Consider the following 25,238-nt stretch of genomic DNA (forward strand, 5'->3'; position numbering starts at 1 on the left):
CCGCCCCCCGCCACACCGCCCATGCCCACCTGGGACCCGAAGCCGGTCAACGTCCGGCCCTTCCCCTGGCTGCGCCCGACCATCCGGATACGGCTCACCCTGCTGTACGGCGGCATGTTCCTGATGGCGGGCATCGTGCTGCTCACGATCATCTACATGCTGGCCGCCAACGCGCTCCAGGAAGGCAGCGAGCTGCCCGTCAAGATCCTCCGGGGCAACTTCGCCGCCACCAGCAACGTCTGCGACCTGCCCAGCCAGACCTCCGGGGAGATCTTCACCCAGGCGATCCAGAACTGCCTCCAGCATCAGCGCGCGCAGGCCCTGAACACCCTGCTCAACCGTTCCCTGCTGGCGTTGCTGGGTCTGACCGTCGTCGCGTTCGCCTTCGGGTACGCGATGGCGGGGCGGGTGCTGTCGCCGCTGGGGCGGATCACCCGGACCGCGCAGCGGGTGGCGGGCTCGGACCTGCACCGCCGCATCGAGCTGGGCGGTCCGGACGACGAGCTCAAGGAGCTGGCCGACACCTTCGACGAGATGCTGGACCGGCTGGACCGGGCCTTCGAGTCGCAGCGCCGTTTCGTGGCCAACGCCTCGCACGAGCTGCGCACGCCGCTGGCGATCAACCGGACGCTGCTGGAGGTCCAGCTCGCCGACCCCGACGCCTCGCCGGAGCTGGCGCAGCTGGGCAAGACGCTGCTGGCGACCAACGAGCGCAGTGAGCAGCTGGTCGAGGGCCTGCTGCTGCTGGCGCGCAGCGAGAACAAGATCGTGGACAAGAAGCCGGTGGACCTGGCCGAGGTGGCCTCGCAGGCCCTCGACCAGACCCGCGCCGAGGCACAGGCCAAGGGCGTGGAGATCCGCGGCGTGCGCCAGCAGGCGTTCGTCCAGGGCAACGGCGTCCTGCTGGAGCGCATCGCGCTCAACCTCGTACAGAACGCGGTGCGCTACAACGTCCCCCAAGAGGGGCAGCGCGAAGCGCTTCCGGTGGAGGGTGGCGGCGGGCGACGGGCGGGCTGGGTGGAAGTGACGACCGAGCCGCAGCAGGGCTGCGCGGTGCTGGTCGTCTCCAACACCGGCCCCGCCGTCCCGGCCTACGAGGTGGAGAACCTCTTCGAGCCGTTCCGCCGCCTGCGCACGGAACGCACCGGCAGCGACAAGGGCGTCGGCCTCGGCCTGTCCATCGTGCGGTCCGTGGTGCGCGCGCACGACGGCAGCATCACGGCCACGCCGCGCGAGGGCGGCGGACTGGAGATGCGCGTCGTCCTGCCGCTGTGAGAGCCGCAGACGGGCGGCGAGCCGCGGGTGAGGGGTGCGGTCCCCGCCCGCGGCTCCCGGCGCGTCCTGCTGTCCTTTTGACCCGGGACCCCACCTCTTGGCACTCTTGGTCGCCCTCCGCACGCCGGTCGCCCCGGCTTGACGTGACGGCGGGCGGCCATGGATCCTTCGCCGAGTTCGCTTTGCGCTGAATTCCTACGGTCCGCCCGACGGCTCGTCCGTGTGTGATCCCTCACAGGCGCGAGATTCGCGCCACCCACTCTCCGTGATCGGAACGGTTGGCGGAAGGCCGGGAAAATCCGGGTTTCCAGGGGCCTTGATCACGGGAAGTACACGTGATGGCGTGCGCGAGGTGCGACATTCGGACCGTGTACGGTCCTGATCGCCATCCAAACCGATCACCTCTTCAGGGGTGCGGTTGGGTGTCGATTGAGTAACAGACCTTGATGTGAGGCAAAATCTCCGCCTCAGGTCGGGCACAAGTCCGGCCTCTCACGCGTTACGTGCGCTGGAGACACCGCAGACACCCAGAGGGGAGAGCGACATGGCTACGGATTACGACACCCCACGCAAGACAGATGACGACCTCAACGAGGACAGCATCGAAGAACTGAAGTCGCGGCGGAACGACAAGTCCGCCTCGGCCGTCGACGTCGACGAGTTCGAGCAGGCCGAGGGCCTGGAACTGCCCGGCGCCGACCTTTCCAACGAAGAACTCGCCGTCCGGGTGCTGCCCAAGCAGCAGGACGAGTTCACGTGCATGAGCTGCTTCCTGGTCCACCACCGCAGCCAGCTGGCCGCCGAGGACAAGAACGGCCAGCCGATCTGCCGCGACTGCGCGGCCTGAGGACCGGTCGACGCCGTGGCAGGCGTGAACCCGTTCCGTAAGGGACGCAAGGGCGAGAAAGGCCCGGCGGCCGGCGCACGATCACGCGACGAAAACGCGCCCGTGCCCGCCGACCCGACCGCCCTGCCCGCGGAGCGGACGACCGACGCACCGGAGGAGCGAGGCCGTGCGGCCTCGCTCGTGGCGGCCGTGGGCCGCGGCACCAGGAAAGGCGGCGCGGGCGCCCGCAAGGGCCTGACGACGGTCGCCGAGCGCATCATCGACAACGTCCCGCGGATCCCGGTCCGCGACCTGGCGACGCTGCGCCGGCAGTTCCCCGGTCTGACCCCGAGGAACTGGCCGACAAGCTGGTCGCCGGTGCCACGCGGGGCACCGCCACCGTCGGTGCGGGGGTGGGCGCGGCGGCGATGCTGCCGGTACCGCCCGCCATGCCGGCCGAGCTGGCCGCCGAGATCGTCGGGGTGGCCTCCGTGGAGATCAAACTCATCGCCGAGCTCCACGAGGTCTACGGCCTGCGCCCGCCGGGCACGCTCCGGCAGCGCGCCACCGCCTACCTGACGTCCTGGACCGGGGAACGCGGCATCGACGTCACCAAGCCCACGACCGTCAACGCGGCGCTGGGCGGCCAGATGAAGCGCGAGCTGCGCCAGCAGATCATGAAGCGCACCCTGCGCAACCTGCCGAACCTGACGCCGTTCATGGTCGGCGCCGCGGTCGGCGCGGTGATGAACCGCCGGGACACCGCAAAGCTCGCGGACAAGATCCGCAAGGACCTGCGCGCCAGACAGGTGCCGTGGGACGCCCTGCCGCACGCCGAGGCGATGCCGCCGGAAAACGGCCGCTGAGAACCCGGCCGGAGGCCGGACGGGCCGCTCCGGAAACCGCGGGACGCCGTCCCGCGCCCCCAGGAAGGCCCCTGTGCCGCCCGACGGCGCCCTGCCCGGCCCGGCGAGCCCTTCGGGGTCGGTTCAGGTCCGTACGGCCGCCAGCGCGGCCACCAGGCGCTCCGGCTCACGGGTCGAGAGGTACGCGTACGGAGTCGGGTCCGCCGGGTCCGTGATCTCCACCCGCACAGCGGTGCGGACATAGCTGCGCAGCAGCATGAAGGCGCGGGTGTCGGCCTTGTGCGTACGCCACGCCACCGCCTCCTCGGGGTCCAGCGCCCGGGCCTCGCCCAGCGCCGCCACCGGGATCCGGGCGTCGCCCGCGATCAGCGAGTCACCCACGACGCGGATCCGTACCGAGCCGTACGAGCTGACCGCCACCGCGGACAGCGCCGCGCCGCCGATCAGCCCGCCGAGCATCGGCAGCGTGCCCAGCGGGAGCAGCATCAGGGCGCAGGCCACGCCGATCAGGCCGGCGATCACCCACCAGGAGCGGGGCGCGGTGAGGCGTTCTTCGTACGACTGCATGGCTCCAGCTTGGCACGGCGGCACGGGCCGGTTACGCGCGCGGGTAGGGTCTGCACTCGTGAGTGGAACCGACAAGGCCCCGACGCGGCTGACGCCACCGGCCGACGCCGTCGCCCCGGTACGGCACCCCGACGCCCCCGCGCCCGGAGAACTCCTCGGCGCGCACTACGACCACTGCTTCGGCTGCGGCGCGGCGCAGGCCCACGGCCTGCAACTGCAGGCCCGCGCCGAGGACGGCGTGCGGGTGACCGCCGAGTTCACGGTCAAGGAGGCCCACCAGGGCGCTCCCGGCCTCGCGCACGGCGGGGTGCTGGCCACCGCCCTGGACGAGACGCTGGGTTCGCTGAACTGGCTGCTCCGGGTGATCGCGGTGACCGGCCGGCTGGAGACCGACTTCCTGCGGCCCGTACCGGTCGGCACGGTGCTGCACCTGGACGCGGAGATAACCGCCGTCCACGGCCGGAAGATCTACTCGACGGCGGTGGGCCGGATCGGCGGACCCGCAGGCCCGGTCGCGGTGCGCGCCGACGCCGTCTTCGTCGAGGTCAAGGTCGACCACTTCATCGACAACGGAAGGCCGGCCGAGATCCAGGCCGCGATGGCCGATCCGGATCAGGTCAGACGAGCTCGTGCTTTTGAGGTGAACCCGTGAGTCAGGTACGCAATCCGGTGGATGTGCTGATCCGGCGTCTGGACCCGGAGGTGCCGATTCCCGCCTACGGTCATCCCGGTGACGCGGGCGCCGACCTGGTGACCACCGAGGCGGCGGAACTCGCGCCGGGGGAGCGGACGGTGCTCCCCACCGGAGTGTCCCTCGCCCTGCCCGACGGGTACGCGGCGTTCGTGCACCCCCGCTCGGGCCTGGCCGCCCGGTGCGGAGTGGCGCTGGTGAATGCCCCCGGGACGGTGGATGCCGGGTACCGTGGGGAAATCAAGGTGATCGTGGTCAATCTGGACCCGCGCGAGAGTGTGCGGTTCGAGAGGTTCGACCGGATCGCCCAACTGGTCGTCCAGCAGGTCGAGAAGGTGCGCTTCCACGAGGTGGCGGAACTTCCCGGCTCGGCGCGGGCCGAGGGGGATTCGGTTCCACCGGCGGTCATGCGGCGGTGGACGGCTCCACGGGTGGGAATGGATACGCATCGGTCGGTGCCGACCGGGAAGGACAGTGACGTGTTCGGTCGTCGCAAGAAGAACGAGGCTCCCGCAGAGTCGGCCCCAGCAGCGGAAGCCGCCGACGAGACGGCCTCGGACGAGACCTTTGCGGACGAGGGTGCCGGGTCCGGCGAGGAGCGGCGGGTGAACCTGCCCCCGGCCCCCGTCCCGACGGCCCCTGGGACCTCTCCGAGGTCACGGACGCCGCCGAGGGCCGGGTGGACCTGGGCGGCATGTTCGTGCCCGGCGTCGAGGGCATGGAGCTGCGGGTGGAGGTCGCGGGCGACGCGATCGTCGCGGCGACCGTGGTCCTCCAGGACAGCGCCGTGCAGCTCCAGGCGTTCGCCGCGCCCAAGAAGGAGGGCATCTGGGGCGAGGTCCGCGAGGAGATCGGCGTCGGGATCACCCAGCAGGGCGGCGTCATCGACGAGGTCGAGGGCCCGCTGGGCTGGGAACTGCGCGCGCAGGTCCCCGTACAGCTCCCGGACGGCACCAACGGCGTCCAGGTCGTGCGCTTCGTCGGCGTCGACGGCCCGCGCTGGTTCCTGCGCGGCGTCATCTCCGGCCAGGGCGCGGTCCAGCCCGAGGCGGCCGGCATCCTGGAGCACATCTTCAAGGACACCGTGGTCGTCCGCGGCGAGGCCCCCATGGCCCCCCGCGACCCGATCGTCCTCAAGCTCCCCGACGATGCCCAGATGGTCCCCGACGGCGTCCAGCAGGAGCCCGCGGAAACCTCCCGCTTCGGCGGCGGCGTCGAACGCCTGGAACGCGGCCCGGAAATCACCGAGATCCGCTGAAGCGCGGCGCTCCCCGAGGGCGCCGTAGCGGCCGGAACACCGCGCCCGATGGGCCGCATCCCCGTGCGAGGGGGTGCGGCCCATCACCGTTTTCGCAGGTCAGGTCGGTAAGCGTATGAGAATCGTCAACGGTGCGCTAATGGCCGTAAGGGAGGCGTCAACGGCGGTCGGAAAAGGTCATGTTGGAGGTTTGCTCTAGGTGTCCGTTCAACCGAACCCACTAGGAGCACCCGATGGCCGACGTGGCCTTCGTCGTCACCATGCTCGCGGTCTTCGCGCTGGTGGCCCTCGTCGCCAAGGGGTGACGAGGCTGTGACCGTCGAGAACGTCGTCGGGCTGATCGTCGCGATCGCCCTGCTCGGCTACCTGGTCCTCGCCCTCGTCTTCCCGGAGAGGTTCTGAGCGTCCCGATGAGCCCCATCCTGGCCGGCGTGCTCCAGCTCACCGCGCTCGTCGCGGCGCTCGCCCTGGCGTACCGTCCCCTCGGCGACCACATGGCCGCCATGTACAGCTCGCGCAAGCACCTGCGCGTCGAGAAGGTGATCTACCGCTGCATCGGTGCCGACCCGGACGCGCAGATGCGCTGGCCCGCTTACCTGCGCGGGGTCCTCGCCTTCTCGCTCGCCGGTGTGCTCTTCCTCTACCTGCTGCAGCGTCTGCAGGGCGGTCTGCCGCTGTCGCTCGGCTTCGCGTCGATCAGCCCGGACCAGGCGTTCAACACGGCGGCGTCGTTCGTCGCGAACACCAACTGGCAGTCGTACAGCGGTGAGCAGGCGATGGGCCACGTCGTGCAGACGGCCGGCCTGGCGGTGCAGAACTTCGTCTCGGCCGCGACCGGCATGGCCGTCGCGATCGCCCTCGTCCGCGGTTTCGCCCGCACCCGTACCGGCGACCTGGGCAACTTCTGGGCCGACCTGGTGCGCGGCACCGTGCGCGTCCTGATACCGATCGCCGTCCTCGGCGCGCTCGTCCTCGTCGCGTGCGGCGCGATCCAGAACTTCTCCGGTATCCACGGGGTCGGGCAGTTCCTGGGCGGCACCCAGCAGACCAACGGCGGCGCGGTCGCCTCCCAGGAGGTCATCAAGGAGCTGGGCACCAACGGCGGCGGCTACTTCAACGCCAACTCGGCCCACCCCTTCGAGAACCCGAACGGCTTCACCAACCTCTTCGAGGTCTTCCTCATCCTGGTCATCCCGCTCGCGCTGACCCGTACCTTCGGCCGGCTCGTCGGCAACGTACGGCAGGGTTACGCGATCCTGGCCACGATGGGCGTCATCTGGCTCGGCTTCACCGCCCTGATGATGTGGACCGAGTTCGCGCACGGCGGCCCGGCGCTCCAGGCGGCCGGCGCGGCGATGGAGGGCAAGGAGAACCGCTTCGGCATCGGCGGCTCGTCGATCTTCTCGGTCGCCACCACCCTCACCTCGACCGGCGCCGTGGACGGCTTCCACGACTCCTTCACGGCCTTCGGCGGCGGCATCCAGCTGCTGGGCATGATGCTCGGCGAGATCGCGCCCGGCGGCGTCGGCTCCGGTCTGTACGGCATGCTCGTGATGGCCGTGATCGCGGTGTTCCTCGCGGGGCTGATGGTGGGCCGGACGCCCGAGTACCTCGGCAAGAAGCTCGGCACCCGCGAGATCAAGCTCGCGGCCTGCTACATCCTCGTCACCCCGACCCTGGTGCTCGGCTTCACCGCCGCCTCGATGGTGCTGCCCGACGCGCTGGGCTCGATGCTCAACACCAAGGCGCTGGGCGCCGGTCCGCACGGCTTCTCCGAGGTGCTGTACGCGTTCACCTCCGGCGCCAACAACAACGGCTCGGCCTTCGGCGGCCTGAACGCCAACACCCCCTGGTACAACACCACGATCGGACTGGCGATGCTGCTGGGCCGCTTCCTGCCGATGGTGTTCGTCCTCGCCCTGGCCGGCTCGCTCGCCGAGCAGCAGCCGGTCCCGGAGACGGCGGGCACGCTCCGTACCGAGAAGCCGCTCTTCGCGGGGCTGCTGGTCGGCACGATCCTCATCATCACCGGCCTGACGTACTTCCCGGCGCTGGCCCTCGGCCCGATCGCGGAGGGGTTGTCATGACCACCGACGTAAACGACGTGCAGCAGGAGGAGCGCCGCTCCGTGTCCACCACGACCCCGACCCGCGCGCCCCACCAGGACGTACCCGGCGGGCACCCGCCGGACGGCGGCCGCGTCGGCGGCGGCCTGTTCGACCCCAAGCAGCTGGTCAAGTCGCTGCCGGACGCGCTGCGCAAGCTGGACCCCCGGGTGATGGTCAAGTCACCCGTGATGTTCGTGGTCGAGGTCGGATCGGTCCTGACCACCTGCTTCGCCCTCGCGTCCCCTTCGGACTGGTTCGGCTGGGCCATCGCCGTCTGGCTCTGGCTCACCGTGATCTTCGCCAACCTGGCGGAGGCGGTCGCCGAAGGCCGCGGCAAGGCCCAGGCGGACACGCTGCGCAAGGCCAAGACCGACACCGTGGCCCGGCGGCTGAACGGCTCGGACGAGGAGCGGGTGCCCGGCACGGAGCTGCGCATCGGCGACCTCGTCGTCTGCGAGGCCGGCGACATCATCCCCGGTGACGGCGATGTCGTCGAGGGCGTCGCGTCGGTCGACGAGTCCGCCATCACGGGCGAGTCGGCCCCGGTCATCCGCGAGTCCGGCGGCGACCGGTCCGCGGTGACCGGCGGTACGAAGGTGCTCTCCGACCGCATCGTCATCAAGATCACGACGAAGCCCGGTGAGACCTTCATCGACCGGATGATCAACCTGGTCGAGGGCGCCGCCCGACAGAAGACGCCGAACGAGATCGCGCTGAACATCCTGCTCGCCTCGCTCACCGTCGTCTTCCTGCTGGCCGTGGTCACCCTCCAGCCGTTCGCGATCTACGCGGGCGCCGAGCAGCCCATGATCGTCCTGCTGGCGCTGCTGGTCTGCCTGATCCCGACGACGATCGGCGCGCTGCTGTCGGCCATCGGCATCGCGGGCATGGACCGGCTGGTCCAGCGCAACGTGCTGGCGATGTCCGGGCGCGCCGTCGAGGCCGCCGGCGACGTCTCCACGCTGCTGCTCGACAAGACCGGCACCATCACCCTCGGCAACCGCCAGGCCGCCGAGTTCGTCCCCGTCAAGGGCGTGACCGAGGCCGAGGTGGCGGACGCCGCCCAGCTGTCCTCGCTCGCCGACGAGACCCCCGAAGGCCGCTCCATCGTCGTCCTGGCCAAGGAGAAGTACGGCCTGCGCGAACGCCACCAGGGCGAACTGGCCGACGCCGAGTGGGTGCCCTTCACCGCCCAGACCCGCATGTCGGGCGTGGACGTGACCGAGCACGGCGCCGTACGCAAGGTCCGCAAGGGCGCGACCGGTTCGGTCATCGCGTGGGTACGGGAGCAGGGCGGCACCGTCCCCGACGACGCCGACCGGCTGGCCAACGGCATCTCCGAGGCGGGCGGCACGCCGCTGCTCGTCGCCCTGGAGGACGAGCGGGGCGCCCGGGTGCTCGGCGTCATCCACCTCAAGGACGTCGTCAAGGACGGCATGCGCGAACGCTTCGTCGAGCTGCGCAAGATGGGCATCAAGACCGTCATGATCACGGGCGACAACCCGCTGACGGCCAAGGCCATCGCCGACGAGGCGGGCGTGGACGACTTCCTCGCGGAAGCCACCCCCGAGGACAAGATGGCGCTGATCAAGCGCGAACAGGCGGGCGGCAAACTCGTCGCCATGACCGGTGACGGCACCAACGACGCGCCGGCCCTCGCCCAGGCGGACGTCGGCGTGGCCATGAACACCGGCACCTCGGCCGCCAAAGAGGCCGGGAACATGGTGGACCTGGACTCCAACCCGACCAAGCTCATCGAGATCGTCGAGATCGGCAAGCAGCTGCTGATCACCCGGGGCGCGCTGACCACCTTCTCGATCGCCAACGACGTCGCGAAGTACTTCGCGATCATCCCGGCGATGTTCGCGGTGGCCTACCCGGGCCTGGACACCCTCAACATCATGCGGCTGCACAGCTCGCAGACCGCGATCCTGTCCGCGATCATCTTCAACGCGCTGATCATCGTCGCGCTCGTACCGCTCGCCCTCAAGGGCGTGCGCTACCGCCCGGTGAGCGCCGACCGGATGCTCCGCCGCAACCTCGGCATCTACGGACTCGGCGGCCTGATCGCCCCCTTCATCGGCATCAAACTCATCGACCTGCTCATCTCTGCGATCCCCGGGATCGGGTGACTTCCTCATGAACAACTCGGTACGCAACACCGCCCGCCTCCTCGGCGCCGGCCTGCGCGCCCTGCTCGTCCTGACCGTGGTCTGCGGCGTGCTCTACCCCCTGGTGGTCACCGGCGTCGCCCAGGCCGCCTTCCACGACAAGGCCAACGGCTCCGAGGTACGGCAGGACGGCAAGGTCGTCGGCTCCGAACTCCTCGGCCAGCGCTACGACAAGGGCACGGACGCCAAGGGCAACCCGATCCCCGACCTGCGCTACTTCCAGCCCCGCCCGTCCGCCGGCCTGGGCAGCAACAAGACCAACGGCGTCAACCCCCAGTACGACCTCCAGGTCTCCGGCGCCACCAACCAGGGCGCCACCAACACCGACCTGATCGCCGCGGTCAAGGAACGCAAGAAGTGGGTCGCCGAGACGTACGGCGTCCCCGAGTCCGAGGTCCCGGCCGACGCCGTCACCTCCTCCGGCTCCGGCCTCGACCCGGACATCTCCCCGGCGTACGCGGAACTCCAGGTCACCCGGGTGGCGAAGGAGAACCACTTGGACCGCGCGAAGGTCGAACGCCTGGTGAAGGACGCGACGGAGGGGCGGGTGCTGGGGTTCATGGGGGAGCCTCGGGTGAATGTGCTGCGGTTGAACATGGGGGTGAAGGAGCTTCTCGGCACGTCCTGACCTCGCCAGTGCCTCCGATCTCTCCGGCCGGCCCCTGAATCCCTCACTCAGGGGCCGGTCTCCGGTTTTTCCTGTACGGCTGTACGGCTGTACGGGTTCGGGAACGGTTGGTGAAGGAGCCTGGATGCGCGTACCGGAAGACCTGAGCCCGTCCGAGCGTCGGCTGTGGGCAGCCTTCAACGAGGGGAGCCGACTCGACCCTGTCGGAAGGCCGAGACGTACGCACCGACGTTCAGCAGGCGACCGGGTGGGGGCCTGAACGCCGTATCCGGGCCGCGGCACTCACCGCACTGCTTCGCGGCGTGCGCGAGACGCCCGGAGGAGCGACCGCCTTGCGCCTGAACGGGGCACGGATCACGGGAGCCCTCTGCTTACGGCACCTTCGGGCCGAATGCGCGCTACTCCTTGAGAACTGCTCCTTCGACGAGCCCGTGGACGTGGCCCATGCCGAGGTGGCCCACCTGTCGTTCCGAGGCTCACGGGTCCCCGGAGTGGACGCCTACGGTCTGACGACCGGGGGCGACCTGGTGCTCAGCCACGTCACCGCGGGCAGACTCGACCTCTTCGGCGCACGTGTGGAGGGGCGGCTGTGGTTGGTCGGCGCCCGGCTCACTTGCGCAGACGGGTACGCCCTCGACGCCCCGGACATGGCGGTGTCGGGGGGTCTGTACTGCGGTGGTGGATTCACGGCGCACGGCGGCGTGAACCTGTACGGCGCGACGATCGGAGCGGGTGTCGAGCTGATGGGCGGGAGGCTCGTCAACCGACGTGGCGCCGCGCTCAGGGCGCCACCCCTGAGGGTGGCAGGAGACGTCACCTGCGGCGACGGATTCAGCGCGGTCGGCGGCGTGGAGCTGTCGGGATGTCGTGTCGAGGGCCGGCTCTCCTTCCGGGGAGCCGACCTGGGCGGCGCCGAACCCGTGGCGCTCCGCTGCGCGAACGCCGATGTGCGCGAGTCCTTCCTCGACCGGCTCAGGTCCGCACCCGAAGCTGTCTCCCTGTCCGGGGCCACGGTCGAGGTGATCCACGACGATGCCGGCTTCCGGCCGGAACAACTCGACCTGGACCGTGCCCGGTACGTCGCGCTCACCCCCTACCGGCCTGCCCGGGAACGCATCGCGTGGATCCGGCACGGCCGAACCGGTTACCAGCCATGGTGTTACGAGCAACTGGCGGCCTACTACCGGCGCATCGGGCACGACGAGGACGCCCGCACCGTACTGCTGGCGAAACAGCGGCACCGGCGGGACACGCTGCGCCTGCCGGCGAAACTGTGGGGGCGACTGCAGGACGCCACTGTCGGTTACGGATACCGACCGCTACGCGCCCTCGGGTGGCTCGGGAGCGGAATCGCGGCTACGGCCGTCTTCTTCACGCTCAATCCACCGAAGCGCACCACCCAAGAGGGTGCTCCGCACTTCTCGGCACCGGCCTACGCGGCGGATGTGTTCCTGCCGGTGCTCGACCTGGGGCAGCAACGAGCGTTCACCCCTCAGGGGGCGGGACAGTGGGTGGCCTGGGCGGCTGTGCTGGCAGGGTGGATCCTGGCCACGACAGTGATCGCGGGCATCACCAGGAACGTGGCCCGCGCTTGATGAGCGATTCTCTTGTCGGCTGTCGGCAAGACCCCGGATCAGCACACGGACGGTGGACCGGCCGGACCCGTTACCAGTCGTCCCCCGTTTCCGAGAACCGCCTACCAGACATCCCCGCTCCGCCAGTCGCAAGCCAGCTGCCCTGTGAGATCCAGCGGGACACCGGTCTGGAGGACGTGGATGGCGCCGTCCTCCTCCTTCGTGGGGCGCAGGCCGGAGGGGGAGAGGACGGCGGACGGGCCCTGCCAGAGGCGCCAGCCGCGGGCCGCGTAGAAGTCGGCGGCGCCCTCGGAGGCGCTGAGGGCGCCGAGATCGTAGGCGGTGCGTACGACCCGTTCCAGGGCTGTCATCATGGCGGCGCCATGGCCCCGGCCGCGCCGGTCCGCGCGGACGCCTACGCCCTCGACGTAGCCGCAGCGCAGGGGACGGCCGGCGTGCAGCATCTGGCGTTGTACGACGGAGGCGTGGCCGATCAGCTCGGTCCCCTCCCACACCAGGGCGTGTACGCCGCCCAACGCGTGGTCCCAGTCCTCCTCGGTCATGTCGCCCTCGAAGGCGTCGTCGAGGAGTGCCCTGGCCGCGGCGCGGGTACGGGCGTCGAGTTCCGCGGTGTGGGCGAGGTGGGTGCGTGCGTCGGTCATGGCTGCCATGATCGTGGAGCTGGCGGGGGAGAGCCAGCCAGGGTCGGAAGGGCGACGGCCGCGCGGGCCGGGGTGCGTTGTCATGTACTGAGTCACCGTGATGGGATGGCACCGTGAGCGCGCCCGCAGCCCCGCCGTACCCTCCCGGTCGGCCGCACGTCCAGCCCAGTGGCCCGCCGCCGTACCTGGGTACGGACTGGGAACCGAAGCGCACGCGCTCGCGGCGCACGCTGATGGTGTGTCACATCGGGATGCTGATCCACTTTCCGGTGCATGTGGCGATGCTCCTCGCCGTGTTCGCCTTGTTGCTCGCGCTCGGCCTGGTGGGGGAGTTCGTCTTCGCGGTGCTCTTCTTCCTGGAGAAGCCGGCGCTCAAGCTGGCGGACCGCGCGTTGAGTTACATCCCCGTCCGGCCGACGTGGTGGGCGACGTGGAGGGAAGTACGCCATGAGGGCGAGCCCGGCTTCGCCCGGACCCGCATCGAGGAGGTGCTGAACGGGCGGAAGCCCAAGGTCACCGCTGCCCTGCTCCGGGCTCATCTCTACCGGGGCATCGGACCGTGTGCCGCTCTGGAGATCGCCGCGTCGCTCGGCTGGCAACTGGACGGCAAGGTTCCGGCCCGCCCGAAGGTCGAACTGAATCTGTGCCGGATCCCGTCGCAGGGCGTCCCGTCGGCCGCCAAGGCCGCCGGCCCCGGCGCCTGACAGGCGCGCGGAACGGCGGAGATGCTGAGCGCCTCGCCGTCTGAGGCCAAGCGCCCCACGCCGCAGTGCCTAATCGCCGCCCCCGCTCGTACGCCGTGACGCCTCCACGATCCGCTGCAACGCCGCTGCGTGCGTCTCCAGCGCAGCCCGCCCGCCGTCGCTGAGCTGCACCCACGTGCGGGGGCGCTTGCCGACGTACCCCTTGCGCACTTCGACGTACCCGTGCGACTCCAGCGTGCAGATCTGCTTGGACAGGGCGGAGGGGAGAGTCCCGCCGACTCCCTGACCCACCCGAACTCGGCCCACTGTGCGCCCGCCAGCAGGGAGACGATCGTCAGCCGGGTGGGGTCGAGGAGTACGGGGTCGAAGTCAGCGTGTGCCATGGACGGTGCTTCTTCCCGGGTGGCGGCCGTCGCGGGTGGCGGCCGAGAGCAGTGCCTGGCGGCAGCGCGGTCCGAACACGGCCAGTGCGGCGCCGCCTGCCACGCCCGCCGCGGTCCGCCAGTACGGCACGCCGAGGTGCCAGTCCGGTTGCGGCAGCTGGAAAGCGACGCCGACCAGGAGTACGGCGAGCAGGGTGAGCAGCGCGTAGCGGCGGAAGGGGCCGGAGATTTCCTGTCGGCGGGCGCGGACGGGCCGGCCCAGCAGGGCCGAGCCGCGGCGGGTGTTGAGCAGCGCGACGTAGCCGACGGCGAGTGCGCCGAAGGCGACCGAGGGCCGGCCGCCCGCTGCCTCGCCGAAGAAGTCGGGTGCCGCGAAGAGCGCGGCGAAGACGATGCCGGACAGTACGTACACCCATCGGGCGTGGTCGGCCGAGCTGCGGGACTGGTCCCGGCGCCGGCCCATGTCGTTCAGGGCGCGGGCCGCTTCGTCCGCCGAGGGACGGGGGCTCTCGGGGTCGGGAGGCGGTGGCGCTGAGGGTATGGGTACCTCCTGTGGAGTGCGCTAGGTGCTCCAGCAGAACTTGTTTCCCGAGGGCGGGTTAGTCAATGAGGTCGGGGGCGGGTTCGTTGCCGGTCTGTCGTCGTCCGCTGTTGGCCCGGCGGATGTCCCCGCCCTCGTATCAGAGTCGCGTCAAGACCTGCCCCCCACCCGTCACCTGCGGCTTTTGTGTGGGTGTGGGGTCGGTAGGGTCGGCTCAGGTTCAGCCCGGTGGGGGCGGCCTTCACGTAAGACAATGGGGCCATGGCACGCGGCAAGCTACGGATCTATCTCGGCGCTGCACCGGGCGTCGGCAAGACGTACTCGATGCTGTCCGAGGCGCACCGGAGGGTGGAGCGCGGTACGGACGTCGTGGTGGCGTTCGTCGAGCACCACGGCCGGCCCCGCACGGAGGTCATGCTGCACGGTCTGGAGCAGACCGGGCGTGCGGAGCTGGAGTACCGGGGCTCGGCCTTCACCGAGATGGACGTGGACGCGGTGCTGCGCCGCGCGCCCGCGGTGGCCCTCGTCGACGAGCTGGCGCACACGAACGTGCCGGGCTCCCGCAACACCAAGCGCTGGCAGGACGTCGAGGAGCTGCTGGAGGCCGGGATCGACGTGATCTCGACGGTCAACATCCAGCACCTCGAATCGCTCGGTGACGTCGTCGAGTCGATAACGGGGGTGCGGCAGCGCGAGACCGTGCCGGACGAGATCGTCCGCCGGGCCGACCAGATCGAGCTGGTCGACATGTCGCCCGAGGCGATCCGGCGCCGGATGGCGCACGGCAACATCTACAAGCCGGACAAGGTGGACGCCGCCCTCTCGAACTACTTCCGGCCGGGCAATCTGACCGCTCTCCGGGAGCTCGCGTTGTTGTGGGTCGCCGACCGGGTGGACGAATACCTCCAGCAGTACCGCTCCGAGCACAGTGTTTCGAAGATCTGGGCGGGGCGTGAGCGCATCGTCGTCGGGCTCACCGGCGGCCCCGAGGGGCGTACGCTCATCCGTCGCGCCTCCCGGATGGCGGCCAAGGGCTCGGGCAGCGAGGTCCTCGCCGTCTACATCGCGCGCAGCGACGGGCTGACCTCCGCCTCGCCCAAGGAACTCGCCGTGCAGCGGACCCTGGTCGAGGATCTCGGCGGCACGTTCCACCACGTCATCGGCGACGACATACCGAACGCGCTGCTGGAGTTCGCCCGCGGGGTCAACGCCACCCAGATCGTGCTGGGCTCCAGCCGCCGCAAGACCTGGCAGTACATCTTCGGGCCGGGCGTGGGCGCCACGGTCGCCCGGGACTCCGGGTCCGACCTCGACGTCCATATCGTCACGCACGACGAGGTCGCCAAGGGGCGCGGCCTGCCGGTGGCGCGCGGCGCCCGGCTCGGGCGGACCCGGATCATCGCCGGGTGGCTGGTCGGCGCCGTCGCGCCCGTACTGCTGTCGCTGCTGCTCACCGCCATCGACAACGGCCCCGGCCTGGCCAACGACGTCCTGCTCTTCCTCTTCCTGACCGTCGCCGCCGCGCTGCTCGGCGGGCTGATGCCGGCGCTCGCCGCGGCCGCGGTCGGGTCCGTGCTGCTGAACTTCTACTTCACGCCGCCCACCCACTCGATCACCATCGCCGACCCCAAGAACATCGTCGCCATCCTGATCTTCTTCGCGGTCGGTGTCTCGGTGGCCTCCGTCGTCGACCTGGCCGCCCGCCGCACCCACCAGGCGGCGCGGCTGCGTGCCGAGTCGGAGATCCTCTCCTTCCTGGCGGGCAGCGTGCTGCGCGGCGAGACGACGCTGGACGCGCTGCTGGAACGGGTACGGGAGACGTTCGGCATGGAATCGGTCGCGCTGCTGGAACGGGCCGGCGACGTCGAGCCGTGGACCTGCGCGGGCCGCGTCGGCGGCGCCGCGGAGGGCGACCCGCAGGCCAGGCCGTTGATGCGGCCCGAGGACGCGGACGTGGACATGCCGGTCGGCGACCACATGGCGCTGGCCCTGACCGGCCGGGTGCTGCCCGCCGAGGACCGCCGGGTGCTCGCCGCCTTCGCCGCGCAGGCCGCCGTCGTACTGGACCGCCAGCGCCTGGTCGGCGAGGCGGAGCGGGCCCGTGAGCTGGCCGAGGGCAACCGCATCCGTACGGCGCTGCTGGCCGCAGTCAGCCACGACCTGCGGACGCCGCTGGCGAGCATCAAGGCGTCGGTCACCTCGCTGCGCTCCGACGACGTCGCCTGGTCCGAGGAGGACGAGGCGGAGCTGCTGGAGGGCATCGAGGCGGGCGCCGACCGGCTGGACCACCTGGTCGGCAACCTGCTGGACATGTCCCGCCTGCAGACCGGTACGGTCACCCCGCTGATCCGCGAGATCGACCTGGACGAGGTGGTGCCGATGGCGCTCGGGGGCGTCCCCGAAGGCAGCGTCACCCTGGACATTCCCGAGGAGCTGCCGATCGTCGCCGTGGACCCGGGGCTGCTGGAGCGTTCCGTCGCCAACCTGGTCGAGAACGGCGTCAAGTACAGCCCGGAGGGTGAGCGCGTCCTGGTCTCCGCGAGCGCCCTCGGTGACCGCGTGGAGCTGCGGATCGCCGACCGCGGCCCGGGCGTGCCGGACAGCGCCAAGAACCGTATCTTCGAGCCCTTCCAGCGGTACGGCGACGCCCCGCGCGGCGCGGGCGTGGGGCTGGGCCTCGCCGTCGCCCGGGGCTTCGCCGAGGCGATGGGCGGCACCCTCGCCGCCGAGGACACCCCCGGCGGCGGCATGACCATGGTCCTCACGCTGTGTGCCGCCCCCGGCGGACCGCCGGTACAGCCCGACCTCCCGGCCCAGGCGACGACGTGAACGGGCGTCCCGCCGCCACCGGGGCGGCACCGCGCGTGCCGTCCCCCGGCCCACTGGAGCCGCCATCCAGCCGACACCCCGCGGGCACGGCCCGGCGGGTTTCCCCACCACGAGGAGAACGACAGTGAACCGGGTGCTTGTGGTCGATGACGAGCCGCAGATCGTACGGGCCCTCGTGATCAACCTGAAGGCGCGCAAGTACGAGGTCGACGCCGCCCCCGACGGGGCCACCGCCCTCAAGCTGGCCGCCGCCCGCCACCCCGACGTGATCGTCCTGGACCTCGGGCTGCCCGACATGGACGGCGTGGAGGTGATCAAGGGGCTGCGCGGCTGGACCCGGGTGCCGATCCTGGTGCTCTCCGCCCGGCAGACCTCCGACGAGAAGGTCGAGGCGCTGGACGCCGGGGCGGACGACTACGTCACCAAGCCGTTCGGGATGGACGAGCTGCTGGCCAGACTGCGGGCCGCGGTGCGCCGGGCCGAGCCGACCGGACCCGCCGAGGACGAGGTGGTCGTGGAGACCGAGGGCTTCACCGTCGACCTGGCCGCGAAGAAGGTCAACCGGGACGGCCGGGACGTGCGCCTTACGCCGACCGAGTGGCATCTGCTGGAAGTCCTGGTCCGCAATACGGGCCGTCTCGTCAGCCAGAAGCAGCTCCTCCAGGAGGTCTGGGGGCCCTCGTACGGCACCGAGACCAACTACCTGCGGGTCTACATGGCACAGCTGCGCCGCAAACTGGAGAGCGATCCCTCGCACCCCCGGCACTTCGTCACCGAGCCCGGCATGGGCTACCGCTTCGAGCAGTGACCGCGAGCCCGGGAGGCCGGGCGGTGCGGCGTCGTCCGGGGCCGTGATCCAGGGCCCCGCGCACCGGTACGCTGGCCTCATGAGCGCTGGGACCCGATCCGAGAAGCCGGCAGGTCGTTTCCGCCGGATGCTCGACAGGCTGTCCTCCTCCGAGGAGGAGCTGGAGTCCGCCGAGCTGCAGCAGGACGCGCAGAACACCGGCTGTACCCGCATCTGCGACTGCGACGACCGGCAGATAGTCAAGGTCACCGGCACCCTGCGGCATGTGACGCTGCGGCCGCGCGCCGGTGTGCCCGCCCTGGAGGCGGAGCTGTTCGACGGCTCCGCCGCACTGGACGTGGTGTGGCTCGGCCGGCGTGCCATCACCGGCATAGAGCCGGGCCGCAAGCTCATCGCCTCCGGCCGGATCTCCATGAGCCACGGCCGCCGGGTGCTGTTCAATCCGAAATACGAACTCCGACCACTCGGACAGGAGTAGCCGGTGACGTCTGACGACCGACCGAACCGAACCACCGGACCGGCCGGCGAGCCGCCCAGGAGCAGGACGCCGCCGCGGACGGGAGAGCCGTCACCGAGGCCGCCCTGTTCGAGGCTTTCGGCGGCGTGCGCGGCATGGTCGAGACCGTGCTGCCCGGCCTGCTGTTCGTCACGATCTACACGGTCAACAAGGACCTGCACGTCTCGGCGATCGCCGCACTGGCGGTCTCGCTGGTGCTGGCCGTCGCCCGCCTGGTGCGCAAGGACACCGTCAAGCACGCCTTCAGCGGCGTCTTCGGGGTGGCCTTCGGCGTGGTCTTCGCGATGATGACCGGCAACGCCAAGGACTTCTACCTGCCCGGCATGCTCTACACGCTGGGCCTGGGCGTCGCCTACATCGTCACCACGCTGGCCGGAGCGCCGCTGATCGGCCTGATCCTGGGGCCGGTCTTCAAGGAGAACCTCTCCTGGCGCACCCGCAACCCGGGCCGCAAGAAGGCGTACGCCAAGGCCAGCTACGCCTGGGGCGCGATCCTGCTGGCCAAGTGCGCGGTCCTCTTCCCGCTGTACTGGTGGGCGGACACCACGCACCTGGGCTGGGTGCTGATCGGGCTGAAGATCCCGCCGTTCCTGCTGGCGGTCTGGCTGACCTGGCTGTTCCTGGCGAAGGCACCGGCGCCCATCGACGTCTTCGCGGAGACGGAGGCCAAGGAGAAGGCCGAGGAGGAGGCGAAGGCGCGGCGCGAGCGCGAGGTGCGGGAGAGCGGCATCCTGGACGGGGTGGCCACGGACCTCGCCGCGGACATCACGCCGCAGGCGCTGGCCGCCGAGCAGCAGGGCCGGGCGCCGCAGCACCGCGGCTGACGCCCGAGGCGCCGCCGCTGACGCGGGGCCGTGGGCGGCACAGGCCGTACGCGACAGGCCGAGCGCGACAGGCCGAGCGCGACAGCCCGTACGCACGGCGAAGGGCCGGGGACCTTGAGGTTCCCGGCCCTTCGCCGTCGCGTCCCGCGGACCGCCCGCCGTCACGCCTCGCGGCGTACCGACAGCAGGTCCTCCAGCTGTTCCTCGCGCGACTGGGCCGCGACGAACAGCAGCTCGTCACCCGCCTCCAGCGCGTCCTCCTTGTTGGGGGTGAGCACCCGGTTGCCACGGATGATCGTGACCAGCGAGGTGTCCTCCGGCCACTCGACGTCCCCGACCCGGGTGCCGGCCAGCGCCGCCTCCGGGGGCAGCGTCAGCTCGACGAGGTTGGCGTCGCCGTGGCTGAAGCGCAGCAGCCGTACGAGATCGCCGACGCTCACCGCCTCCTCGACCAGCGCCGACATCAGACGCGGGGTGGAGACGGCGACGTCCACGCCCCACGCCTCGTTGAACAGCCACTCGTTCTTGGGGTTGTTGACGCGGGCCACCACCCGCGGCACGCCGTACTCGGTCTTGGCGAGCAGCGAGACGACGAGGTTGACCTTGTCGTCGCCGGTCGCCGCGATGACGACGTTGCAGCGCTGGAGCGCGGCCTCGTCCAGCGAGGTGATCTCGCAGGCGTCGGCCAGCAGCCACTCCGCCAGCGGCACCCGCTCGACCGAGATCGCCGTCGGCGCCTTGTCGATGAGCAGGATCTCGTGCCCGTTCTCCAGCAGCTCGCCCGCGATGGACCGGCCCACCGCGCCCGCGCCCGCGATAGCGACCCTCATGCGTGCGCCTCCTCGGGTCCTTCGGCGAACACCGCTTCCACCTTCTCGACCTCGTCGGTGCGCATCATCACGTGCACCAGGTCGCCTTCCTGCAGCACGGTCTGCGACGTCGGCAGCATGGCCTCACCCAGCCGGGTGAGGAAGGCGACGCGGACGCCGGTCTCCTCCTGGAGCTGACTGATCTTGCGGCCCACCCAGGCCGCCGAGGTGTGCACCTCGGCGAGCTGGACGCCGCCGCTCGGGTCGCGCCACAGCGGCTCGGCCCCGGAGGGCAGCAGCCGGCGCAGCATCTGGTCGGCGGTCCAGCGCACGGTGGCGACCGTCGGGATGCCCAGGCGCTGGTAGACCTCGGCGCGGCGCGGGTCGTAGATCCGGGCCGCGACGTTCTCCACGCCGAACATCTCGCGGGCCACCCGGGCCGCGATGATGTTGGAGTTGTCGCCGCTGCTGACGGCGGCGAAGGCGCCCGCCTCCTCGATCCCGGCCTCGCGCAGGGTGTCCTGGTCGAAGCCGACCCCGGTGACCCGGCGGCCGCCGAAGCCGGAGCCCAGACGGCGGAAGGCGGTCGGGTCCTGGTCGACCACCGCGATCGTATGACCCTGGCTCTCCAGGGTCTGTGCGAGCGCGGAACCCACCCGCCCGCACCCCATGATGACGATGTGCATCGGCCCCTACCTCGCACCTTTCCCTGTGCTGTGACGCCGGCTGCTTCGACCTGGCGTGTTCGGCGACCACGCTACCTGGCGTGGGGACCGCTGCATCCACGCAGTTCGCCCGCACGGCCCTCTCGGGCGTTAAGAACGCGACAAGAGAACATAAGGGGCGAGTAAGTTTCCTTGCGGTACGGCCGGGAATCTGGTCGCCGATCATGGGTGGGGTGAACGTGGCGGGCGCGCCCGGCCTGTCCCGGACCGGCCCTCTTCGCCCCGGTCCGGGCTCCGCGGCCGGCCGCGGTCACGTGCGCCGGGCCCGCTCCGTGAGGCACGCTGAGCGGCGTGTCCACCGTGCCTCAGCAGCCCCAACAGGGCGCACTCGCCCCGCATATGGTCGTCTGCGGCGACGACGCCCTCGCGCGCCGCCTCGCCGCCGAACTCAAGGACGTCTACCGGGAGCGGGTGACGCTCGTCGTCCCCTCCGCCAGAGAACCGCACCGGCCCCGCATCCCGCCGCCCGCCGGAGCCCTGGGGCGGGCCCAGGCCCTGCTGGGGCGGGTCTCGGCCGCCATGGCGCGTACGCAGACCGGCTCGCCCGACGCTCCCGGAGGCGAGGCCGGGGGTACTGGGGGCGGGGTGGGCGCCGAGGAACCGCCCGACGAGCCCATACGGATCCTGGAAGCGGCGGAGGCCGACGACGACACCCTGGCCGAGGCCGGGATCGGCGCGGCCGGAGCGCTCGCGCTGGTGTACGACGATGACGAGACCAACATCCATGCCGCGCTGCGCGCCCGGCGGCTCAACCCGCGACTGCGGCTGGTGATCCGCCTCTACAACCGCAAACTCGGCCAGTACCTGGAACAGCTGCTGGACCAGGCGGCGGCCGTCGGCGCCCTGGACACCGAGGGGGCCGACGTGTCCACCACGGTCCTGTCCGACGCCGACACCGTGGCCCCCGCGCTGGCGGCCACCGCCGTCGCGGGCACCAGCAAGGTCATCGAGGCCGACGGCCTGCTGCTGCGCGCCGTGGAACGCGGCCCCGCCCGGCAGGGCCCGGCCGCGGCCTCCGGACTGTGCCCGCTCGCCGTCCTGACGGCGACGGCGGACGTGGCCGCCGACCCGTCGGACCCCTCGGTTCCTTCGGGCTCGTCGGGCGGGAACGATCCGTCCGCCGACGACGGCCCCGAGCTGCTGCCCGACGACCTCACCGCGGCGGCCGCCGCCGGGCGTGGCACCGTCGTCCTGGAAACCGTTACCTACCAGGGCCGCCAGTCGCGCCCTGGCAGCCGGAACGGTCGGGGACGCACACAGCGGCATGACGGCGCGGCCACGCGGTGGGGACCGGGCAGCCTGCGTGGCCGGGGCGTACCGCTGGGCTCCTTCTTCTCCCGCAGGCTGCGCTGGTCGCTGGCCGGCGTCGTCGGCGCCGTCCTCGCGCTGGCCGTCGCCTCCTCCCTGACCACCGGCGACTCCCCGCTGCACGCCACCTACCTCTCCCTCCTCGACCTCTTCGCCATCAACGAACCTGCCATCGGTGAGCCGGTCTCCCGCAAGGTGCTGCAACTCCTGTCCGGCCTCACCGGTTTGCTGCTGCTGCCCGTCCTGGTGGCCGCCGCGCTGGAAGGCCTCGGCACCTTCCGCAACGCCACCGCGCTGCGCCGCCCGCCGCGCGGGCTGTCCGGGCACGTGGTGCTGCTGGGGCTCGGAAAGGTCGGTACGCGGGTACTGACCCAGCTGCATGAGCTGGGCACCCCCGTGGTGTGTGTGGAGGCGGACCCCGAAGCGCGCGGCATCGCGCTGGCGCGCCGGCTGCGGGTGCCGACGGTGGTGGGGGACGTCACGCACGAAGGCGTACTGGAAGCCGCGAAGATCCAGCGCGCGCACGCCCTGCTTGCGCTGACCAGCGACGACACCACCAATCTGGAAGCAGCCCTCTACGCCCGCTCCGTCAAGCCGCAGCTGCGCGTGACGCTGCGCCTGTTCGACGACCGCTTCGCCACCGCGGTCTACCGCACGCTGCGCGCCGCCCACCCCCGGGCGCGTACCCGCAGCCGCAGCGTCAGCTTCCTGGCCGCGCCCGCCTTCGCCGGCGCGATGATGGGCCGCCAGATCATCGGCGCCATCCCCGTCGAGCGGCGGGTCCTGCTCGTCGCCCGGGTCGAGGCGCGCGGCCACGCCGCCCTGGAGGGCCGCACGATCGCCGACGTGTTCCGGCCCGGCCTGCTGCGCGTCCTGGCCGTGGACACCTCCGCCCCGGACGACCCGTCGGACCCGGCGCCCGGTGCCGCCCAGGAGACGCCGGAGCGCGGCCGGGCCCGGCTCGTACGGGAGCTGGGGGACGGCTACGCGCTGCGGCCGCAGGACCGCGTCCTGCTCGTCGCCACCCGCCAGGGACTGGGCGAGCTGATCTCCCGGCATCCGCGCGAGGCGGAGGCGGTACGGCAGGAGGCGTAAGGGGCTGCCTCCGGGCCCCTGGGGCTCACCAGGCCGGACGCCCGCGCTCCGTCCGGCAGGATGGAGGGTGCTCCGAAGACCGGGGCGGTGCACGGCGCGGCGGCAAGGAGTGCGGACGGTGAAGGACGGCGGGATGTCCCCGGAATACCTGGAGGGCTACACCACCCTCCTCGCCGAGGTGTCCGACACCGGGCGGCTGCCCCGGCGCGCGGAGCTGGACGCGCTGCGGGAACTGGGGGAGCGGGCCGCCGAGTCGGGACACGGCCTGCGCGAACTGGTCGGGCTCTTCCTGGGGGAGACACGGCGGGTCTGGGGCACGCTGCCCGGGGTGGCGCGGGCGGCCGGCGCGGCGGAGCGGGCCCACACCGGCGACGCCGTGCTGGGCGCGGTGGACGCCGCCATCGCCGCGTTCGGGGAAGGCCACGAGCGTGCGCAGCGGCTCGCCGTACGTCAGGAGGAGGCCGCGCGGCGCGAGTTCGTCGACGACCTGCTGTACGGGCGCAGCGACCTGGGACGGCTGGCCGAGCGCGCCGAACGGTTCGGGCTGCGGCTGGCCCACGAGCACGCCGTCGCCGTGGCCGAGGGCGACGAGCCCTTCGACGACATCCACCCGGTCGCCCGCCGGGTCGAACGCGAACTGCTCGGGCGGTTCGGCGACCGCGACGTCCTGATCACCACCAAGGAGGGCCGGCTGATCTGCGTCGGCGCGAGCCGCGAGCGTACGGTGCTGGACGCCTTCGCCACGTACGCGCGCTGGCCCGACGTGGGCCGGCCCGGCGCGCGGCGGGTCGCCATCGGCCGGGTGCACTCCGGCGCGGGCGGGGTGGTGCACTCGTACGAGGAGGCGCTGGGCGCGCTGGAGCTGGCCGAGCAGCTGGAGCTGGACGAACCGGTGCTGCGCGCCGCCGACCTGCTGGTCTTCCCCGTCCTGCTGCGCGACCGCGCCGCCATGGCCGACCTCGTCCACACGGTCCTCGGGCCGCTGACGCAGTCGCGCGGCGGCGCCGGCCCGCTGCTGGAGACGATCGGGGCGCTCGCGGCGTCCGGGTACGTCAACGCCGAGGCCGCCCGCCGGCTGAAGGTGAGCGTGCGCACCCTGTCGTACCGCCTGGCCCGGATCAAGTTCCTGACCGGTTACGACCCGGCCGACGGCCTCCAGCGCTTCACCCTGGAGACGGCGGCGATGGGCGCGCGGCTGCTGGGCTGGCCGGACAAGCCGCTGTAGGACGCGAAAAGGGGAAAACCGGCCGGTACCTTTACCGGCCGGCCACCCCCGGCGGCAAGACCGTGCCCCGTTAACAGGTCATCAGGAACGCATAAAGATTGCCGGGATCCGGCAATGTGCGAACCCCCGCGGCCCTGCCACGATCAAGGAACCGGCAGGAACACACACGAACGGGGGACGGACGGCCATGGGTGACTTCGCAGCGTTCACACGAGCCGCACTCGCCTTCCCGGCCGTGTTCTTCACCTTCGCGCTGCTGGTCGTGGCCGCCTACTGGCTGCTGGTGCTGCTCGGCGGGGCAGGCGTCGACATCCTCGACGGGGGTGAGGGTGTCGACGGCGGCTCCGCCGGTTCCGCCGGGCTGCCCGTGACGGTCACCCTCTCGCTCGGCGTGCTGATCGCCTGGGCCGTGTCCCTGACCGGTGCCGCGCTGACCGAGAGCCTGCCGCTGCGCGCCGCCGCACTGGCGCTCGCGCTGCTCGCGGCCTGGGCCGGCACCCGCGTCGCGGTGCGCCTGGCCCGCCGCCTGCTGCCTCCTGAACGGGTGGCCTCGCGCGAGGACTTCGTGGGCCGGGTGTGCGTCGTCCGCACCGGCCGGGTCTCGTCCGACTTCGGCCAGGCCGAGGTGCGCGCCGACGACGGATCGACGGCCGTGGTCCAGGTCCGTACGGAGGAGACCGGCCTCACCGCCGGCAGCAGCGCGCTGATCTTCGACTACGACGCCGACGGCGAGTTCTTCCGGGTCGCGCCCTTCGACGCCGCCCTGGACCCCTACGGACCGGCCGTCTGACGACAGACCGGCCACCGACGGGGCCGATCCACCACCGACCGGGCCCGACCGGCC

At 71.6% G+C, this 25,238-nt stretch carries 22 protein-coding genes and 3 pseudogenes; 19 read left to right on the top strand and 6 right to left on the bottom strand.

From position 1 onward, the window contains the following. The first annotated feature begins 21 nt into the window (after positions 1–21). From ACEXOX_RS35160 to ACEXOX_RS35170, 3 genes and pseudogenes are all read left to right on the top strand, one after another. A complete protein-coding gene (locus tag ACEXOX_RS35160) occupies positions 22–1,275 on the top strand; it encodes a sensor histidine kinase (RefSeq protein ID WP_406524910.1) in 1,254 nt (417 codons plus the stop codon). Positions 1,276–1,819: 544 nt separating this feature from the next. Beyond that, positions 1,820–2,122: a DUF4193 domain-containing protein gene (locus ACEXOX_RS35165; RefSeq protein ID WP_003982531.1), complete on the top strand. Its 303-nt coding sequence runs from the start codon at positions 1,820–1,822 to the stop codon at positions 2,120–2,122. Between the two features lie 15 nt (positions 2,123–2,137). Next, positions 2,138–2,967, top strand: a pseudogene (locus tag ACEXOX_RS35170) (hypothetical protein). Positions 2,968–3,090: 123 nt separating this feature from the next. On the opposite strand, the gene ACEXOX_RS35175 reads toward ACEXOX_RS35170, so the two are convergent. Then, the gene (locus ACEXOX_RS35175) at positions 3,091–3,534 is read right to left on the bottom strand and encodes a DUF3093 domain-containing protein (protein WP_406524911.1); all 444 of its coding nucleotides are present in this window, start codon (positions 3,532–3,534) and stop codon (positions 3,091–3,093) included. A 58-nt stretch (positions 3,535–3,592) separates the two neighbouring features. On the opposite strand from ACEXOX_RS35175, the gene ACEXOX_RS35180 reads away from it, so the two are divergent. The 8 genes and pseudogenes from ACEXOX_RS35180 to ACEXOX_RS35215 all read left to right on the top strand — a co-directional run bounded on the left by ACEXOX_RS35180 (position 3,593) and on the right by ACEXOX_RS35215 (position 11,985). Then, the gene (locus ACEXOX_RS35180) at positions 3,593–4,186 is read left to right on the top strand and encodes a PaaI family thioesterase (RefSeq protein WP_406524912.1); all 594 of its coding nucleotides are present in this window, start codon (positions 3,593–3,595) and stop codon (positions 4,184–4,186) included. Continuing rightward, positions 4,183–4,703, top strand: a pseudogene (gene dut, locus ACEXOX_RS35185) (dUTP diphosphatase). The gene ACEXOX_RS35180 and the pseudogene dut overlap by 4 nt, the downstream one beginning before the upstream one ends. 1 nt (position 4,704) lies before the next feature. After that, positions 4,705–5,483 (top strand): annotated as a pseudogene (locus tag ACEXOX_RS35190) (DUF3710 domain-containing protein). Positions 5,484–5,795: 312 nt separating this feature from the next. After that, on the top strand, positions 5,796–5,885 hold the full coding sequence (gene kdpF, locus ACEXOX_RS35195; protein ID WP_406524913.1) for a K(+)-transporting ATPase subunit F: 90 nt from the start codon (positions 5,796–5,798) through the stop codon (positions 5,883–5,885). 8 nt (positions 5,886–5,893) lie between these two features. Then, positions 5,894–7,570 (top strand): potassium-transporting ATPase subunit KdpA, encoded by a 1,677-nt coding sequence (gene kdpA, locus ACEXOX_RS35200; protein WP_406524914.1) that lies wholly within the window; start codon positions 5,894–5,896, stop codon positions 7,568–7,570. Beyond that, positions 7,567–9,723, top strand: coding sequence for a potassium-transporting ATPase subunit KdpB (gene kdpB / locus ACEXOX_RS35205; RefSeq protein WP_406524915.1), 2,157 nt, complete (start codon positions 7,567–7,569; stop codon positions 9,721–9,723). The genes kdpA and kdpB overlap by 4 nt, the downstream gene beginning before the upstream one ends. Before the next feature lie 7 nt (positions 9,724–9,730). After that, entirely contained in the window at positions 9,731–10,390 is a 660-nt protein-coding gene (kdpC, locus tag ACEXOX_RS35210) for a potassium-transporting ATPase subunit KdpC (protein ID WP_406524916.1), read from the top strand. A 431-nt stretch (positions 10,391–10,821) separates the two neighbouring features. Continuing rightward, a complete protein-coding gene (locus ACEXOX_RS35215; RefSeq protein WP_406524917.1) occupies positions 10,822–11,985 on the top strand; it encodes a hypothetical protein in 1,164 nt (387 codons plus the stop codon). Between the two features lie 101 nt (positions 11,986–12,086). Here ACEXOX_RS35215 and ACEXOX_RS35220 read toward each other — a convergent pair whose 3' ends face one another. After that, positions 12,087–12,626, bottom strand: coding sequence for a GNAT family N-acetyltransferase (locus ACEXOX_RS35220; RefSeq protein ID WP_406524918.1), 540 nt, complete (start codon positions 12,624–12,626; stop codon positions 12,087–12,089). A gap of 251 nt (positions 12,627–12,877) precedes the next feature. On the opposite strand from ACEXOX_RS35220, the gene ACEXOX_RS35225 reads away from it, so the two are divergent. Beyond that, the gene (locus tag ACEXOX_RS35225) at positions 12,878–13,330 is read left to right on the top strand and encodes a hypothetical protein (protein WP_406524919.1); all 453 of its coding nucleotides are present in this window, start codon (positions 12,878–12,880) and stop codon (positions 13,328–13,330) included. A gap of 69 nt (positions 13,331–13,399) precedes the next feature. On the opposite strand, the gene ACEXOX_RS35230 is transcribed toward ACEXOX_RS35225, so the two are convergent. Both ACEXOX_RS35230 and ACEXOX_RS35235 read right to left on the bottom strand, forming a co-directional pair. Then, positions 13,400–13,621 carry a transcriptional regulator gene (locus tag ACEXOX_RS35230; protein WP_406524920.1) on the bottom strand — a complete coding sequence of 74 codons (222 nt, stop codon included), beginning with the start codon at positions 13,619–13,621 and terminating at the stop codon, positions 13,400–13,402. 78 nt (positions 13,622–13,699) lie between these two features. Beyond that, on the bottom strand, positions 13,700–14,176 hold the full coding sequence (locus ACEXOX_RS35235) for a hypothetical protein (protein ID WP_406524921.1): 477 nt from the start codon (positions 14,174–14,176) through the stop codon (positions 13,700–13,702). 339 nt (positions 14,177–14,515) lie between these two features. On the opposite strand from ACEXOX_RS35235, the gene ACEXOX_RS35240 reads away from it, so the two are divergent. The 4 genes from ACEXOX_RS35240 to ACEXOX_RS35255 all read left to right on the top strand — a co-directional run bounded on the left by ACEXOX_RS35240 (position 14,516) and on the right by ACEXOX_RS35255 (position 19,232). Beyond that, the gene (locus ACEXOX_RS35240) at positions 14,516–17,083 is read left to right on the top strand and encodes an ATP-binding protein (RefSeq protein WP_406524922.1); all 2,568 of its coding nucleotides are present in this window, start codon (positions 14,516–14,518) and stop codon (positions 17,081–17,083) included. 124 nt (positions 17,084–17,207) lie between these two features. Continuing rightward, on the top strand, positions 17,208–17,891 hold the full coding sequence (locus ACEXOX_RS35245) for a response regulator (protein ID WP_030021237.1): 684 nt from the start codon (positions 17,208–17,210) through the stop codon (positions 17,889–17,891). Positions 17,892–17,970: 79 nt separating this feature from the next. Beyond that, a complete protein-coding gene (locus ACEXOX_RS35250; RefSeq protein ID WP_073760467.1) occupies positions 17,971–18,369 on the top strand; it encodes an OB-fold nucleic acid binding domain-containing protein in 399 nt (132 codons plus the stop codon). A 134-nt stretch (positions 18,370–18,503) separates the two neighbouring features. Further along, positions 18,504–19,232, top strand: coding sequence for a DUF3159 domain-containing protein (locus tag ACEXOX_RS35255; protein ID WP_406524923.1), 729 nt, complete (start codon positions 18,504–18,506; stop codon positions 19,230–19,232). A gap of 161 nt (positions 19,233–19,393) precedes the next feature. Here ACEXOX_RS35255 and ACEXOX_RS35260 read toward each other — a convergent pair whose 3' ends face one another. Continuing rightward, positions 19,394–20,062 (bottom strand): TrkA family potassium uptake protein, encoded by a 669-nt coding sequence (locus ACEXOX_RS35260; protein WP_030021240.1) that lies wholly within the window; start codon positions 20,060–20,062, stop codon positions 19,394–19,396. Continuing rightward, positions 20,059–20,727 carry a potassium channel family protein gene (locus ACEXOX_RS35265; RefSeq protein WP_406524924.1) on the bottom strand — a complete coding sequence of 223 codons (669 nt, stop codon included), beginning with the start codon at positions 20,725–20,727 and terminating at the stop codon, positions 20,059–20,061. Before ACEXOX_RS35265 ends, ACEXOX_RS35260 begins: the two co-directional genes overlap by 4 nt. A gap of 378 nt (positions 20,728–21,105) precedes the next feature. On the opposite strand from ACEXOX_RS35265, the gene ACEXOX_RS35270 reads away from it, so the two are divergent. The 3 genes from ACEXOX_RS35270 (at position 21,106) to ACEXOX_RS35280 (ending at position 25,184) form a co-directional block, all read left to right on the top strand. After that, positions 21,106–23,169: a potassium channel family protein gene (locus tag ACEXOX_RS35270; RefSeq protein ID WP_406526567.1), complete on the top strand. Its 2,064-nt coding sequence runs from the start codon at positions 21,106–21,108 to the stop codon at positions 23,167–23,169. 133 nt (positions 23,170–23,302) lie between these two features. After that, on the top strand, positions 23,303–24,394 hold the full coding sequence (locus ACEXOX_RS35275; RefSeq protein ID WP_406526568.1) for a PucR family transcriptional regulator: 1,092 nt from the start codon (positions 23,303–23,305) through the stop codon (positions 24,392–24,394). Positions 24,395–24,581: 187 nt separating this feature from the next. Then, the gene (locus tag ACEXOX_RS35280; RefSeq protein WP_406524925.1) at positions 24,582–25,184 is read left to right on the top strand and encodes a hypothetical protein; all 603 of its coding nucleotides are present in this window, start codon (positions 24,582–24,584) and stop codon (positions 25,182–25,184) included. The last annotated feature ends 54 nt before the right edge of the window (positions 25,185–25,238 follow it).

This window comes from Streptomyces sp. Ac-502, from assembly GCF_045222935.1.
GTDB lineage: Bacteria > Actinomycetota > Actinomycetes > Streptomycetales > Streptomycetaceae > Streptomyces > Streptomyces monomycini.

Bases quoted from the DNA above. Each gene is read 5' to 3' on its own strand.
- ACEXOX_RS35275 (WP_406526568.1), top strand. From the start codon at position 23,303: ATGTCCCCGGAATACCTGGAGGGCTACACCACCCTCCTCGCCGAGGTG.
- ACEXOX_RS35260 (WP_030021240.1), bottom strand. From the start codon at position 20,062: ATGAGGGTCGCTATCGCGGGCGCGGGCGCGGTGGGCCGGTCCATCGCG.
- ACEXOX_RS35270 (WP_406526567.1), top strand. From the start codon at position 21,106: ATGGTCGTCTGCGGCGACGACGCCCTCGCGCGCCGCCTCGCCGCCGAA.
- ACEXOX_RS35265 (WP_406524924.1), bottom strand. From the start codon at position 20,727: ATGCACATCGTCATCATGGGGTGCGGGCGGGTGGGTTCCGCGCTCGCA.
- ACEXOX_RS35220 (WP_406524918.1), bottom strand. From the start codon at position 12,626: ATGACCGACGCACGCACCCACCTCGCCCACACCGCGGAACTCGACGCC.
- ACEXOX_RS35175 (WP_406524911.1), bottom strand. From the start codon at position 3,534: ATGCAGTCGTACGAAGAACGCCTCACCGCGCCCCGCTCCTGGTGGGTG.
- ACEXOX_RS35235 (WP_406524921.1), bottom strand. From the start codon at position 14,176: ATGGGCCGGCGCCGGGACCAGTCCCGCAGCTCGGCCGACCACGCCCGA.
- ACEXOX_RS35280 (WP_406524925.1), top strand. From the start codon at position 24,582: ATGGGTGACTTCGCAGCGTTCACACGAGCCGCACTCGCCTTCCCGGCC.
- ACEXOX_RS35160 (WP_406524910.1), top strand. From the start codon at position 22: ATGCCCACCTGGGACCCGAAGCCGGTCAACGTCCGGCCCTTCCCCTGG.
- kdpA (WP_406524914.1), top strand. From the start codon at position 5,894: ATGAGCCCCATCCTGGCCGGCGTGCTCCAGCTCACCGCGCTCGTCGCG.
- kdpB (WP_406524915.1), top strand. From the start codon at position 7,567: ATGACCACCGACGTAAACGACGTGCAGCAGGAGGAGCGCCGCTCCGTG.
- ACEXOX_RS35225 (WP_406524919.1), top strand. From the start codon at position 12,878: ATGCTGATCCACTTTCCGGTGCATGTGGCGATGCTCCTCGCCGTGTTC.
- ACEXOX_RS35240 (WP_406524922.1), top strand. From the start codon at position 14,516: ATGGCACGCGGCAAGCTACGGATCTATCTCGGCGCTGCACCGGGCGTC.
- ACEXOX_RS35250 (WP_073760467.1), top strand. From the start codon at position 17,971: ATGAGCGCTGGGACCCGATCCGAGAAGCCGGCAGGTCGTTTCCGCCGG.
- ACEXOX_RS35165 (WP_003982531.1), top strand. From the start codon at position 1,820: ATGGCTACGGATTACGACACCCCACGCAAGACAGATGACGACCTCAAC.
- ACEXOX_RS35255 (WP_406524923.1), top strand. From the start codon at position 18,504: ATGGTCGAGACCGTGCTGCCCGGCCTGCTGTTCGTCACGATCTACACG.
- kdpC (WP_406524916.1), top strand. From the start codon at position 9,731: ATGAACAACTCGGTACGCAACACCGCCCGCCTCCTCGGCGCCGGCCTG.